The organism is Bifidobacterium tsurumiense, assembly GCF_000741765.1.
GTDB lineage: Bacteria > Actinomycetota > Actinomycetes > Actinomycetales > Bifidobacteriaceae > Bifidobacterium > Bifidobacterium tsurumiense.
On sequence record NZ_JGZU01000002.1, the window covers coordinates 24,190 to 39,238 of the forward strand.

Here is a 15,049-nt window from a genome sequence, read left to right on the forward strand (position 1 = left end):
TGTAGTTTATCCGGACATCGTAGACAGCAAAATAAAGATCAGTCTATGTGGATAGAAGATTGCAGTCAATGAATTCTGCCGTGGTTTAGCGCTGTCGGTATGGCGATGGTATTGGGGATTGTCTGCACTGGGGATATCAAAGAATGCATAATTGATTGTCGCAATATACGAAACCCGCTCCATCAGATTGCTCTAACAGAACGGGTTTGCGCTTCGCATATGGCGCTGTATTGCGCGATTATTGCGTATTAGCGGGTGAGCTTGCGATGCAAGCGGTGCGGGCGGGCCGCATCCTCCCCAAGGCGCTCCACCTTGTTTTCCTGGTAGGACTGGAAGTTTCCTTCGAACCAGTACCACTTGGCAGGATTGTCATCATCGCCTTCCCACGCGAGGATGTGGGTGGCGACGCGGTCGAGGAACCAACGATCGTGGGAGACGACCACGGCGCATCCCGGGAATTCGATAAGCGCGTTTTCCAAGGATTCCAATGTTTCGACATCAAGATCGTTGGTGGGCTCATCGAGCAGCAGCAGGTTGCCGCCCTGCTTCAGGGTCAGAGCAAGGTTCAGGCGGTTACGTTCACCACCGGAGAGCACACCGGTCAGCTTTTGCTGGTCGGAACCCTTGAAGCCGAAACTAGCGACGTAAGCACGGGTAGGCACTTCGACGCCGCCGACTTCAATGAAGTCCAGGCCGTCAGAAACCGCTTCCCACAGGTTCTTGTTCGGATCCAATCCGGCACGATTCTGATCGACATAGCTGATCTTGACGGTATCGCCAACGGTCAACTTGCCGCCAGAAAGCGGTTCCAAACCAACGATGGTCTTGAACAATGTGGACTTACCAACACCGTTCGGGCCGATAACACCCACAATGCCGTTACGGGGGAGCGTGAAGGAGAGATCGTCGATGAGCACGCGATCGCCGAAGGCCTTGTGAATATGCTCGGCTTCCAGAACCTGCGAGCCCAGACGTGGCCCTGGTGGGATCTGAATCTCGGAGAAGTCGAGTTTCTTGGAGTTGCGTGCCTCTTGTTCCATCTGGTCATAGCGTTCCAGACGAGCCTTGTTCTTGGCCTGACGTGCCTTCGGTGAGCTGCGCACCCAGTCCAACTCATTCTTGAGGCGACGGGCTAGCTTGGCGTCCTTGGCGCCTTGGATTTCCATACGCTTGGCTTTGGTTTCCAAGTAAGTGGTGTAGTTGCCCTTGTATGGATAGAGGTGACCGCGGTCGACCTCGCAGATCCACTCAGCCACGTTGTCCATGAAGTAACGATCGTGGGTGACGGCGATGACGGCGCCCTTGTACTGGTGAAGGAATTGCTCAAGCCACAGGATGGACTCTGCATCCAAATGGTTGGTGGGCTCGTCGAGCAGCAGTAGATCGGGGGCTTCGAGCAGGAGCTTGCACAGCGCTACGCGACGGCGCTCGCCACCGGAGCACACAGAAACAGGGGTTTCAGGATCAGGGCACTGCAGTGCATCCATTGCCTGTTCGAGCTGCGAATCGAGATCCCAACCGTTCGCGGCATCGATTTCGGTCTGCAGCTTGCCCATTTCTTCCATCAGCGCGTCGAAGTCAGCATCAGGATTAGCCATCTCTTCGCCGATTTGGTTGAATCGGGCAACCTTTTCGGCGAGTGGACCGAAGGCCATTTTGATGTTTTCACCGACGGTTTTGTCCTCATCCAGAGGCGGTTCCTGTTGAAGGATGCCAACTGTGAAACCGGGGGTGAGGTATGCCTCGCCATTGCTGACGTTTTCGATGCCAGCCATGATTTTGAGGAGTGTGGACTTACCCATACCGTTAGGGCCGACCACGCCGATTTTTGCTCCGGGAAGGAAGCTCAGGGTCACGTCATCGAGGATGGCGCGGTCGCCATACGACTTGCGTGCCTTGATCATCTGATAAATGAACTCAGCCATGGAGAATGTCAATCCTGTCTAGTCGTTGATATTCCAACTTGTTGTTGGTTTGTGGTCTGGAATACGGAGCTCCTCGTCAATGCTTATCCCGTTTCCTAGGATTCAGTCAAGCCTTTTGACTGTTTGCGTTACGAGGCTAAATCAGTCGTTGTATTCCGGTGTCCTCACCAACAAAGCACCAATCTGGATTATCCCACATACGGTCTACACGTGGCAATCGCTTGGGATTCCCCGTGAGTTCCCGTTTAGTTTCTATATTCTGCCCGTACTGAGTCCCTCAGTTAGGATCCCCCATTCGTGTATCTATAGTTGAGTAGTCAGTTAATCATCCAAGTGCGTCGTTAGTACGGCTGTTGTGTGATCAATTGTTCAGTCAGTGCGATCATTACGTCTTTTTCCTTGGGGTCAGACAGAGCGATCATCAATGTCATGGCTGTGATGGCATTGCCGGCGACTAAACGTTTGCCTTCGCTATTCTGTAATAAGTCATTTCTGTAAAGATCGTCGGGGGTTTGATGTTCCCCTCGATGAATAAAGAGGGGAACACCGAGAGCAGAAGGGAGGCCATAAACAACCAGAGCTCATAATTAATCCGTCAACGCTCACAATTGATCCTAACGACCGTGCCTATTGCTGCTCTCGATGCAATTCTATCTCACAAAGTGTGGGATTGGCTTCATTGAGGGAGTACGTAGTTCCCGTCGCAAAGGATTGATTGCAAAATCCGGACTCCCGGAGTCTGGACTTCGCTGAAGACTCCGCTGTCGCTTCGACCGAGTTGCCGAGGCGACAGCGGTGTAAAACAGTGGTGAACTAAGTCATACAACAAACAATGCGGGCAAAGCAGCCCGCGAAGAAAGGAAAGCGTTATGGAAACGCTAACACTGAATTTACTGGACGAAGCCGTCAGAGCTGGTGGCCCTGCAAGCCTGTGCGAACGAATCTACCTCGTGCCTGCTGGAGGGGCTTCAAGTATCGTGTCGCCTGCAAAGTACACGACTTCTGGTGGGAAGCCGGCATATATCTTTGAATATCGCAATGTGTCTGTCGAGGTGGAAGGTGATCCCACGCCTGAGCTCAAGAAGGCCGTGCTTATTGATTCAAAGAATTCGCATGCGAACCGTTTAGAACAAATCATCACGGATGCGCTGAAGGATGGAAAAGGTTTGCTCAGCAAAATGCCTCGCATCCGAGTCACATACTCAGTCGGCGATGCCGGAACCAAGTCGTATTTTGATACTCAGCTGCCTCATAGGGCTTTTGACGGCCATATTCGTGTGGGCGATCATCAGGGAGAGCCAACAACGGTTGTTGATGAATATCGTGAAGCACGCAATGCAACCCTAGATGATCTGCTGCCTTTGTTCACGCTTTCGCCTGATACGGTGGCCTTTGGCGGATGGGATTCGACCCGTAGCCGCAACCAGTTGCGTATCCCATCGGTATTCAACGGTGAGATTATCGGTATTCTTGCCGATCAAAGCGATCGTGATCCTTCAATCCATCGTGCAGGTGCTCGAGTCGACCCGGTAGAGGCCAGCGTTTCTTTCGCCAATGATAAGAAAGCCCGTGAGGCAATTCTTCGTGATGCAACCGACTTGAGCGCAAGTGCACAGAAGTCCTTCAGCAGTAAAGGCAAAGGTTCCACGATTGGTCTTGGTGCAATTCCTCCAAGTGTCAGCGATGATAACTTGGATGGTGTTGCTATTAATAACGCAATTTGCACACATGTATTGAGCTTTTCCATGCTGCGTACCTTCCGCTTCGGAAAGGGTCCCGAGGGTGATGAGGCTATTCGCGCGTTGATCGCCGCTATGATTTTGCGCGCTATGGCCGGATATAATGCCGATCCAGTGCTTCGTGCGAATTGCTATCTTGTTGAGTCTGCCAAGCCTGAAATGACATTGGATATGCGCAATGGTGAATCCAAGGATCTGGAGCCACTTACTCCGGAAACCGCGGAGGCATTGTTGCAGGCTGCATACGAGCAGGCTCATGACAAGGCGGGAATAATCTGGGAAGGCCAGACCTTCGAGGTTGACGGCAATCCAGCGGTCATTGCGAATAGTTCTGCCGATGAGGGGGATAACTGATGCCCTTTACCATCTCAGCAGAGTTCTTGCTGGGAACGTATCAGGGGAGGGATTCAGGCGGCAAACCTGAACGATATCCGTCCCCGGACAGGCTCTATAAAGCCTTAGTGTCTGTTGCATACAGAACTTTCCAGTATGAACATCAACAATCCGACAATCCGAGCGGTTTATCTGATGAGGATATCAGCGCCGCCTTGGATTGGCTTGAAGGCAATCCCCCGGACTCGATCTACTTGCCACACTCAGACTTTAGTGCATATGGGCGGTCTTCGAGTTCGGTCGTATACCGCGACAAAGGATATATTGAAGGCTTGAGTAAAAAGGCCTTGAGTAAAAAGGCACAGCCCAAAGTGGCTGCGGCCTTGGCATCCACATCGGTCACATATCCCGATAAATCCTCTGAACACTTGTTGACATGGCAATGGGAGCAAAGGCCTTCGCCATCCATCGAATCGACTTTGTCGCAGCTATGTTGGGAAGTACCTTATCTGGGCGAAGCATGTTCGAAAGTGCGTTTGAGTGCTCAGTCCATACAAAGTGAGGACTATCCAATATCCGGATCGGTCATCAAAGATAAGGCTGTAGGCTTCGAGAGCCTGATGCGAAGGGGCCATATTATTTTCGCTTATCCAGGAAAGGGGCGCTTGGAGGAGCTTAAGCAAGGATATGAGCAAATAAATCCCACAAAAGCATCGTCAAAAGTCGACAGTCGAAAAGCCGAACAGAACCTGCTTGACGCATTGCCTATGTTGGATACCGCACAACAAGCAAGCTACTCTATTCCAGCTGCCAAAACATCGGATCTCAAAGTGCCGTGGCCTGATCTCATCGTGATACCGGTGGAATTGGATCAGTCTGAAAACACCGAGTCACAATGGGTGCCGGAGCGACATGAGTTTGTCGGTTGGTCAGTGGCCTTGCACCGATTCCTCGTGCGACAGTGGGGACTGAATCCTCCACCATCGTTACTCGGCAAATATGTGGTCAATGAAGAAGAACTCAGGCCTGCCAACAACGTTGCCATCCAGATATTGAGTGAAAGCCTTGGCGCTGCGGCGGATCTGATTAGCGATGAAGTCAAAGGCTGTGGGTTCCCGGCATTCATTGTGATGCTGCCAGACACCATGCCTGAGGCGGATAAGCAGGCATTGTTCAGAGTGTGCCGTGAAAGCCAAGGGAAGCATTTGTTCTTTTCGCGCAACGTGGGCAGAATCCGTTTGGGCAGCGCTGCATATTTTGCTCAGGCAAGATTGTGGAAACAACCTCCTGTGGATCGTGTTCGTTTCTGGAGGCCGTTCCCTATGGCGGTTTCTGAAATACGTCCGATGCCTGATGATGCGAGAACTGGTCGCAGGTGGAAAGCGGCGGAGTCCATGTATTTGGCGCTTGGACACGTTTGGCGTGATGACTTTTCCGACCCATCCGATCAGGAGGAGCCTGCGACCTATGAACAACGGATTTGGCAAATGGTTCATACCGTCTCGTCAGATCGGTCACCAATGCATATTTATGATGCCCATCCGATATTTGATGTGAATATGCAAGATTTTGCACATCATGTCAATAAGCAGAACGTTCTTCGAGGAACCAGCGGGCTTATTTCGATCGATGGGCAACAACGCTCATTGCAGTGTGCTGCGATATCGATAGGTCAGAGTCGACATCTGGGTGGCGGATTGCTATTGCCAGTGGATTTGCCGCAGGAACTCGTAGAAAGTTCCGGCGAACAGGGACGAAAGGTTCCGGTATGGCTGCAGAAGTAACATTTATTAACGAGCTGGAACGACGCTTTCGGGACTTTATCGCATTCGCACATAGCAATGGGAACGCTGAATCCAAGCGGGTTCCGTATCAATGGCAGATCAGGCTCTTGCACAATATTGTGCAAGAAGGACGATGGCCAGATCAGATAGTGGCGCCGACGGCTTCGGGCAAAACATGCGTTATCGATATCCATGTTTTTCTGAACGCCATGGCTGGTCTGCAACAAGAGGGCCTCTTGCCTGAACTGTCCAATTCTCACTCGTTGCAGTCTTTGCCACGCAGACTTGCATTGACGGTGAATCGGCGTTCTTTGGTGGATGACCAATACGAAGAAGCTGTTAGCCTGCGCGACCGAATTATGCACGACCCGCAAGATGATAGTTCCCGATACGACAGCATGCAGGAGTTCCGGCTGGGACTCCAGTGCCGTTCGGGATTGGTCAAGGGTGAACAGCTTCAGGTGCAAGACGACCGCGAAGGTTTGCATACGCTGATGACCGTGGAGTTGCGTGGCGGAAGCGGCTCTAGCGCAGATCGGCGTGAATGGCGATATCATCCCCAAACATGCGCGGTGATATGTGCAACGCCAGATATGTTTGGCAGTCGCTTGCTGTTCCGTGGATACGGTACCAGTAGGAGTATGCGCCCAATGGAAGCTGGGGAACTTGCATATGACACGGTTCTCATAGCTGATGAGGCGCATTTAAGCAGGCAGTTGGTGGAGACTGCGCGGCAGATTCCGCGCATCGAATCCATGGCGGGTGATGCTGTCCGTTCCTGTGTACCCACATTGCAAGTGGTGGAAACCACAGCCACTCCGCAAAGTGAGGAAAAGCAGGGGAACAAGGCGAATGCCGGACTGGTGAGTGTTGGTGTTGAGGCAAGTGACTTTGACAATGATGCTGCGCTCGCCAAACGATTGTGCACGCCTAAACATTTGGTTTTGGAGCAGACTGCGCAAAAAACCAACGAGCTTGCCGATCAAATAGTTGATCGTTGCGAGGTGTTGATTTTGGAATATGAAAGCCGGCAGTATGACGATGCGTCATTGCCGGTGCTGGGTTGTGTGCTGAACACCGTCGATATGGCTCGCCGTGTCAAGTCCAATCTAGAGAAACGACTGAAAAAGGCTGGTATCACAAGGCCGGTTAAGGCTTATGTGGGGCCGATGCGTGCTTATGAAAAGACGGGCGTTGCGCAGGAGTTGTCAACGATTTCTGATGCAGGTCTCGCAAGTTCAGATTCCGATAGCATTGCTTCACATCCATGCTGCGTGATTGGCACACAGACCCTGGAAGTCGGTGTCGATGTCGATTTCACGGATATGGTCACTGAACTTGCCCCCGCCAGTGCGATCGTGCAGCGTGCAGGGAGAGTGAACCGCCAAGGAAAGCGTGATTCTGCTCGATTGTTCGTTTACGGCGCGAGTGAGCAACTTGCCGAGAATGAACAGCAGAAGATGGCCAGACCATATGATGCCGAGGAATTACGCGAAGCTTCTGCTTGGCTGCGAGCGATATCCGATGATCAAGGAGATATCGATTGTTGCGCCTGGGCTATTCGCATCGCTGGAGAAGAAGGCAATCCGGTTCCTGCAAGCAAGCCGCAACGACTGCTCTATCAACGATTGGAGTATTGGGATGTCGAAAACCTCTCCAATACCGATGAACAGCTATTCGCAGACTGTTCGATTCGTGAACTGCAGCAAACTCCTTCGGATATTGAGTTGTGGGTGCGAGACAGTTTGGATAATGCCAATATCCCGGATTCGGTCGGTGTTATCGTCCGAGACCTGCCTTGGGATGATGCGGTGGCTTCCGCATTGCTGGAAATGATTCCTCCTCTTGATCAGGAAATCATGCCGGTGCGGAATCGAATGCAGCTCACTGGCAAAAAGGATTCATTACAGGCATATCTTGCACAATCGCAGATATTGGTCAAAGATTCTAAGACTCAAGCATCTGTGATACATAAGTCAAGGGTATTCAGGTACAGGGCTTCTGAATCGGAAAATCACCGGATTCAAGTGTTTACCGATGAGAAGGCATTTGCTCAAGCCGCTCCGCCATTGGTGGCAGCCGGCGATGTGTTCATTGTGGATACTTATGCGCAGCTATTCGACGAGTTGCCAAGTTTTTCACCTGAATCCGGAGAAAATGCTTGCAGCGTTCTTATGAAACGAAACGATAACGAGGAACCGGATGTCGCGGTATACCGCGTTGACCGTTTGTCGGCAACGTCACTCGCCAAGGCTGCCGAGTCCTTGATTCAACGAGAACAAGCCATTCGTGAGCACATGGAAACAGGAAGCTCAGAACTCGGGTCAAGCGTTGATGAATTGCGTGAAGTGGTGCCTGATCTCATTCGGGAATTCCTTGAGCAGGAACAGGCTGTCTCAGGTGGAACTCAGTCACATCAATCTGAGAAAGTCGATGTTCATCTCGATATCGCTGACTGGTTTGCGGATGAAGGTGTATTCGAGACCTCGAAGAAAATCGTGGCAACCGGCGAGGATCTCGTCGAATCTCACGATTATTCCGACTGGTGGATTGTGTTGCGCAACAATGCGTCACTCACAGGTGATGCCGCGAGTCAGGAGATATCGACCTCCAATCGTGTGCTTCTCCAAGGAGAACATGGTCATCAGCAACATGTTGCTGATAGAGCCGTTGAGTTGGCAAAGCAGTTGCATTTGTCAGATGAACTTGTTTCGGCTTTGCAATTGGCGGGGCAATACCACGACGAAGGTAAAAAGGATGAGCGCTTCCAAAGGCTGCTGAGGCGCGGCAGAAAACAAGGCAATACTGAATATCTTGCCAAGAGTGGATTCTCATCATGGAAAGGTGAACGTCAATTCCGTAGCGAGAATCGACTTACCGGCTGGAGGCATGAGCAACGCTCTGTAGCGGAATTCGATATTGCAATACGTTCCGGCTCCATTGAAGGCAGTGTCTTTTCGGATTGCAATATGGACCTCGTGTTCAGGCTCATTGGAACCTCACACGGTCACGGCCGGTCGACATTCAATCAGGTGTCTGCATCGCTGCTGCCGCAGGCATCGGAAGAATACGATCCACAACTTATTCGAAGTGCTCAAGAGTTCTTTGACAACGGTTTGTGGGAATCGGTAATAGCGAAAACCGCGCAAGAGTATGGCTTCTGGGGTGTTTCCTACTTGGAAGCGCTGCTGAGAGCCGCCGATATCACGGTTTCGAAGGAGGGTCGTTGATCATGGAGGAATTGACGTTATCCGTTGATGTCATGGATGCTTTCGACCACTTCTTCGTGGCAGGCCTTGCTGCAATCCTCGAAGACGAATACAGCACGCCTTGTTCTTGGAAATGGGACGATTTCCAGACGGTGACCATCGCCATGAGCGGTCTGGATGATATGAGAGCGGCACAGGCGGTCAGCCGGCACGTTCAACGATGGGCCGAATCTGAGTGGTTGCAATCCTCAGGGGATTACACCATAACCTCACCGCATCCAGAAAACAGCAAGTCATCATCGATTCATGCCACGATGTCTCCGCGATTGAGCGGCTTGACAGAACCATATGGCTGGCAGCGATTGCAAGCAGATCGACATAAGGCCATCGACGCTCTGCAAACATCCGGAGATCGTAGGTATATCGGTGCGCTAGGTGAGCCTTCCTATTGGTCGGGTCGGCGAAACGCCTCCAGCCTCGATGCGGATATGGGTGCATCGCGTTGGGAAATGGTTGCTCGCAACCGTGGCCAGGAGTTTATCGGTGGAAGGTTGTTGCCTTTGGCTCAAGCTGTGTCGCAGCGCGATATCGACAAGCTGAGAACTGGATTGCTAGGTGAAACGATTGATGATGAGGTTGGCAAAAACCAAAGCGATAGTCGCTCTGCCACTGGTTTGCACAGGCCTCAAGTCACTGATAATGCGCGGGTGTGGTGTGCCCTTATGGGTGTTTCTGCTTTTCCTCATATGGTGACCACGGCTGGGTTTACCCGAGACGCGACTGCTGGACTCACGCAATTGCGAGGGCTCAAACGCTTCTCGGTGTTGCCTGTGTCAGATCAGTTCTGGACCTTGGCAAAATATCGTTCCATCACTCGAAGCGCAGCTCTGCTCTCCAGCGGCGTCGAGCTTGTCCAACGCGGAGAATTGGGGGATGCCCCTGCGGATCCATCATTGCTCTCTCAAGATGGAACCGTACCAGGATTCGATTGGCTGAAAGAAAAGGGTGTTGTTGCATGCGCGTTGTTCAGGCAATTCGTATCTGACAATGCAAGTGCTCCCGAGCGCTGGATCGAGCGAGGACATCTGGTCCCAGTTGTCTAACAAGTGATGCCGTGCGGTGGCCGGAAGATATTGAATCGCAATGAATGCGAATCAAAACAATATATTGCGGCCACCGCCATATTTGGGGTTAATAGAATTCAAAGCAGGAAGGAATCATCATGGACGATGATCCAATTCCAATCAGTTTGGTTGCGCATACCATATTTTGCCCGCGTCGAGCTTGGCTGGAGGCAACTGGGGAAAAAGTTGAGTCAAGTCAAATAGAACGAGGCAATTACGACCACCGAATCGTGGATCGGACTGGTGGAGCAAAGGATGCTGATTCATTTCAAGCCATCAATATTCGTCATGAAGAATGGGGAGTTTCAGGCAAGCTTGACGCTGCGCAGATGACCGATGACGGCGTAGTCATTAGGGAATATAAAGCGACGCCTGTGAAGCGAAGCATGACTGTGACAGAAGCCATGCGAATTCAACTGGCATTACAGGCTGCCTGCCTGATGGATATGGGATATCGCGTCGCTGGTACCGAAATATTCTTTACGACTCATCACCGTCGCGTAGAGGTTGAGTTGGATGAAGACGATTTTGCACGAGCCAAGGATGCTGTTGATCAAACCCGTGCGTTGATTACTTCGGATACTGCACCAGAGCCACTTGAAGATGACGCGCGTTGCATGCGATGCTCGCATGTCGGTATTTGCTTGCCGGAGGAGAGAAAACTGACTGCAGTGAGTCATCGCATCGTGGTTGAAGCGCCGGATAATCAGGTCACGCACTTGTCGACGGCAGGGGCGAAGGCTTTCAGTCGAGCAGGGCGAATGGTGGTGTTCAAGGAGGGAGAGGAGATTGCATCGGTTCCATTGGATTCCATCCAGGGGTTGCAAATCCATGGCAATACGGATCTATCTAGTGGATTGATCAGAGAATTGATGTGGCGGAATATTCCGATTCTGTGGTGTAGCGGAACCGGTCGATTATATGGATGGTCGATGCCTTCATATGGTCCCAACGGCCAGCAGAGGGTTGACCAGCATGTGGCATCGCATGAAGGAAGGCTCGGTCTGGCACGAGAATTCATCATCTCAAAAGTTCATAATCAAGGGGTGTTGCTGAGGCGATCCGATAAACAAAATCCCGTGCTGCCGCAAATGCGACAGATAGAGAAGCAGTTGGCGAATGCAAACAGATGGCAGGATGTTTTAGGCCTTGAAGGCGAAGCCGCGGCACTCTATTTCTCCCAATTCGGGCATTTGATCAAAGCGGATAAGAGGGAGGATTGGGCGTGGACTGCAAGGATGCGCCGTCCGGCTCCGGATGCTTTGAATTCATTGCTCGATTATGCGTATACGCTCTTGCTTTCCGATTGTATCCGCGCGGTGCTCTCGTGCGGATTGGATCCCCATGCTGGATTCTTGCACAGCAGCAAAAGGAACAAGCCTGCGTTGGCGTTGGATCTTATGGAGGAATTCAGGGCTCCCGTGGCTGATTCCGTGGTGCAAACCGTGGTCAACAACGGTGAGGTTCGAGCCTCAGGATTCGTGTATGCGCTTGGATCGGTCCGTATGGATGATGTTACGAGGAAGACGTTGATCAGGGCTTATGAAAGGAGGATGGAGACGGAGTTAACTCATCCGCTTTTCGGCTACAAAGCTACTTGGCGTCGAATCATTGAGATTCAGGCACGTCTGATTCTTGGATATTTGGACGGTACGCAGTCGGAATACAAGGGTATTCGAGTGCGATGAATGCTTTGTTGACCTCTGATTGAGCGTACTGTTCTGTTGTTTGTTTGTGCTGATTGTTGGCTTAGGGAAGTGGCGGGATGCCTGATTACAAGAAAAGCTACTTGATTGCGTATGACATCGTCGATGACAACAGACGAAGTCATGTGGCAAAAGCATTGCAATCATATGGAGAGCGGTTGCAATACAGCGTATTTTTGCTTGAAGTCAGGCCGGCACAGATGATTCGAGTTCGCCAGCAATTGGAGTCTGAAATGGATCCGCAAGATAATTCGATTATTGTGTGTCCGCTCGGAAACAGCGCTCGTGCTGCTCAAGAGATTCAGTTTTTAGGAAGACATAGCTACGAGGATGTGGCTATTCCTACAGTGATTTAGCGCATAATGCGCTGGTTGTTTGATAATTCAAGAGTGGATTTTACATGGTTATGTGGTTGCGAGAGGTTCATCAGGTGGGAGATGGTGCCTCAAGCACTCGCGGTTGGAATTCTGCGGATTGTTGAGCGTGTTTGTGTTTGTGGGCCTTTGTGAATGGCGCTTTCGGAGAGCCGCTCGCGAAATAGGTGATTTATGCAGTCGCTCGAGTCCTTTATTATGGGTCTATTGCCAGAGTTATAAGCTCTGGCCTTCGTTGAGGATGGGCGCTCAAAGCCCTCGACGAGGAGCAATGCGAGATTGCCAGAGTTATAAGCTCTGGCCTTCGTTGAGGAGTGATCGCGTCACCTGCGTGTTCCTGCCGGTCACATTGCCAGAGTTATAAGCTCTGGCCTTCGTTGAGGACTCTGCCTGACTGGATTGCCTTCGCGTTCATGCCGTGGATTGCCAGAGTTATAAGCTCTGGCCTTCGTTGAGGAACGGCCCACTGGCCGGTGAACCGGTCGAATGCGGGGATTGCCAGAGTTATAAGCTCTGGCCTTCATTGAGGACCAACGAATACGGAGCAACACGAAAGGACATGACCATTGCCAGAGTTATAGGCTCTGGCCTTCATTGAGGAAACCGATTCGGACGCGATGACGGACCGGTCGGAGTATTGCCAGAGCTAAGTGCTCTGGCCTTCATTGAGGAGCGTTGAACGTCAATTGTCTTGATCCCATTTGGAAAATCTCCTGCATCGTGAACCAGCGATTGAGACGCAATTTAACTCAAAAATCGTTCATTCATGGCAGGATATAATCCATGCTTAGCATTCGCTGGTTTGCGGAATCGGCCACGTCGTTCCCACCTCGCCACTGCTATAGTCAAAGACCATGAAGCTCCTGCACACCGAAAGACTGACGCTCAGGCCGTGGCGCGAGGATGATGCGCCGACCTTGTTCGCTTTGGGGTCTGAGCCGAGCATTGGTCTCAATGCAGGGTGGTCTCCTATTCGGGATATTGAAAATGCTCGGGATGTCATTGAATCGGTATTGAGCAATGACTTCACATATGCAATGACCCTTCGTGAATCAGATGAACTTGTCGGGTGCATTGCGCTGAAACCAGTAGCCGAATCGGTGCTCTCTCTCGTCCATAAAGGTCAGATTGCGGGATTGGAAACCGATGAGTTGGACAACTTAGATCAAACCAGAGAAATCGGCTACTGGCTCGGTGTGCCGTATCAAGGACGAGGTTTGATGCAAGAGGCTGCCGAAGCGATACTGCGCTATGCGTTCGAGGGCCTCTCCGCGCCGGGCGTATGGGCACTCCATGAGGCTAGCAATCGCAAGTCGGAACGTGTTATGGAAAAGCTTGGCATGGATGGTGTCGGCATGCTCAGTCATGTGCATATGAGCCTGTTGCCAGGTGAAGTATTTTGGGATGAACATGTGCATTTCATCGGTCGCAGCCGGTGGATGAAAAACAATCGAATTTCGTAATACTGCATTAGTAATCATTCGCAATCTGCTGCGCCTATTTCATATTCGCGCCCGCTTATTGGACATTTCGGTTGCAGATATTGAGCATTCGATACGATGAATAAGTTCCCAATCAATTCCGACCATGCGAGGCTATGCCATATTTCCCTTTTCGCATGCTGAGTTTGTATATCTCCCGATTCATAAATCGGAGATGCGATTCTATGAGCAGCGCGATCCAAGGCAGGCAATATGTCCAATCCGCCTCGCGTCGTTGAGAGCAGGATCTGGAAATGGAATCAACCGAAACGAAGCGCTGATTGCGTTGGAAAGGCGTGGTGCCGCCATGGCGGGGTTTTCGCTGGTCACATTACTGCTGGTGTTGCTTGCAGGCATTGCGGCAGGATTTGTCGGGTATGCGGTTGGCGCCACTTCCTTGGTTTCATATCCTGCATTATTGGCGTTGGGCATTCCACCGGTTGTCGCTAATGCATCCAATACCGTTGGCGTTATCGGCACTGGATTCGGTGGTGTTTTAGGTGCGCGCAAGGAGCTGCAGGGGCAGCGCACCCGCGTTATTGTCTATACGCTTATGGGAGCTGTTGGCGGCGTCATCGGCGCTTATCTTTTGTTAAGTTTGGATCCCAAGATATTCGAGTTTGCCGTTCCGCCGTTAATCCTGTTTAGCACTGCTTTGATTGCTTTCAATCCAAAAGGGAAGGCGCAAACAAAACAAGCGATTGCAGAAGTCGAAGAACAATTAAGCGAATCCCCGGAACGTCACGGCGACTCCAACTCTGCGGATTCCACGGCCCAGCCAACGATCGCGAGAAACAGTGAGGAAGAACCGAAAACTGGGCTCGCCAATGAGGAAGAAACAGTACGTCCAATGTCCAAGGATCCATGGTGGGTATGGATTGGTACGGCATTTGTGGCGGTATACAGCGGATATTTCGGAGCCGGCGCTGGAACTGTTGCCCTTGCAGTATTGGATGCAGGCAAAGTCGGCTCATTCCACCGTGTCAATGCATTGAAAACCTTCGTTGGTTTCGGTGCCAATATCACGGCTTCAATATTCTTCGTAATCCGTGGGGTGGTTGACTGGCCTGCGGCTATCGCAATGGGCATTGGTTGCTTTATTGGAGGATATATCGCGCCTCCAATCACACGAGGCATACCTGCGCATTTGATGCGTTGGTCTGCCGTTATCGCAGGCATTGCTTTGGCTTTGAATCTCGCATCCAAGACATATTTCTAGATATCGACCGATATCTCTTTCTTTTCATGCCATGTGATGTGATGGTTACACTGCTTGCCGGGCTCGAGCTGTGAAGGTCGCATCGAGTTATTGGTGGCAAGGCTGTAACGTTGTGGCGCTTGGAGATTGCGGTGCCATAGCATACGTGCCTCAAA

At 51.4% G+C, this 15,049-nt stretch carries 9 protein-coding genes and 1 CRISPR repeat array; of the genes, 8 read left to right on the plus strand and 1 reads right to left on the minus strand.

Annotated features, from left to right (window positions below; all coding sequences use genetic code 11):
* Positions 1 to 248: 248 nt before the first annotated feature.
* A complete protein-coding gene (ettA, locus tag BITS_RS00360; protein WP_026641767.1) occupies positions 249 to 1,925 on the minus strand; it encodes an energy-dependent translational throttle protein EttA in 1,677 nt (558 codons plus the stop codon).
* Between the two features lie 869 nt (positions 1,926 to 2,794).
* Between ettA and cas7g the strand changes: the two genes are divergently transcribed.
* The 8 genes from cas7g to BITS_RS00400 all read left to right on the plus strand — a co-directional run bounded on the left by cas7g (position 2,795) and on the right by BITS_RS00400 (position 14,894).
* Positions 2,795 to 4,018 carry a type I-G CRISPR-associated RAMP protein Csb1/Cas7g gene (cas7g, locus tag BITS_RS00365; RefSeq protein WP_026641768.1) on the plus strand — a complete coding sequence of 408 codons (1,224 nt, stop codon included), beginning with the start codon at positions 2,795 to 2,797 and terminating at the stop codon, positions 4,016 to 4,018.
* Complete coding sequence (csb2, locus tag BITS_RS00370) at positions 4,018 to 5,781, plus strand: type I-G CRISPR-associated protein Csb2 (RefSeq protein WP_026641769.1); 1,764 nt, start codon at positions 4,018 to 4,020, stop codon at positions 5,779 to 5,781. The genes cas7g and csb2 overlap by 1 nt, the downstream gene beginning before the upstream one ends.
* Positions 5,766 to 9,011 (plus strand): type I-G CRISPR-associated helicase/endonuclease Cas3g, encoded by a 3,246-nt coding sequence (gene cas3g / locus BITS_RS00375; protein WP_044259169.1) that lies wholly within the window; start codon positions 5,766 to 5,768, stop codon positions 9,009 to 9,011. The genes csb2 and cas3g overlap by 16 nt, the downstream gene beginning before the upstream one ends.
* Positions 9,012 to 9,013: 2 nt before the next feature.
* Complete coding sequence (locus BITS_RS00380) at positions 9,014 to 10,093, plus strand: hypothetical protein (RefSeq protein ID WP_034533641.1); 1,080 nt, start codon at positions 9,014 to 9,016, stop codon at positions 10,091 to 10,093.
* 119 nt (positions 10,094 to 10,212) lie between these two features.
* On the plus strand, positions 10,213 to 11,802 hold the full coding sequence (locus BITS_RS00385) for a CRISPR-associated endonuclease Cas4/Cas1 (protein WP_026641772.1): 1,590 nt from the start codon (positions 10,213 to 10,215) through the stop codon (positions 11,800 to 11,802).
* Positions 11,803 to 11,879: 77 nt separating this feature from the next.
* A complete protein-coding gene (gene cas2, locus BITS_RS00390; RefSeq protein ID WP_026641773.1) occupies positions 11,880 to 12,176 on the plus strand; it encodes a CRISPR-associated endonuclease Cas2 in 297 nt (98 codons plus the stop codon).
* 224 nt (positions 12,177 to 12,400) lie between these two features.
* Positions 12,401 to 12,866: direct repeats of the CRISPR family, unit length 36 nt; unit sequence ATTGCCAGAGTTATAAGCTCTGGCCTTCGTTGAGGA.
* Between the two features lie 182 nt (positions 12,867 to 13,048).
* Positions 13,049 to 13,657, plus strand: a complete 609-nt coding sequence (locus tag BITS_RS00395; RefSeq protein ID WP_044259170.1) for a GNAT family N-acetyltransferase — start codon at positions 13,049 to 13,051, stop codon at positions 13,655 to 13,657.
* A gap of 325 nt (positions 13,658 to 13,982) precedes the next feature.
* Complete coding sequence (locus BITS_RS00400) at positions 13,983 to 14,894, plus strand: sulfite exporter TauE/SafE family protein (RefSeq protein ID WP_026641774.1); 912 nt, start codon at positions 13,983 to 13,985, stop codon at positions 14,892 to 14,894.
* Positions 14,895 to 15,049 lie beyond the last annotated feature (155 nt).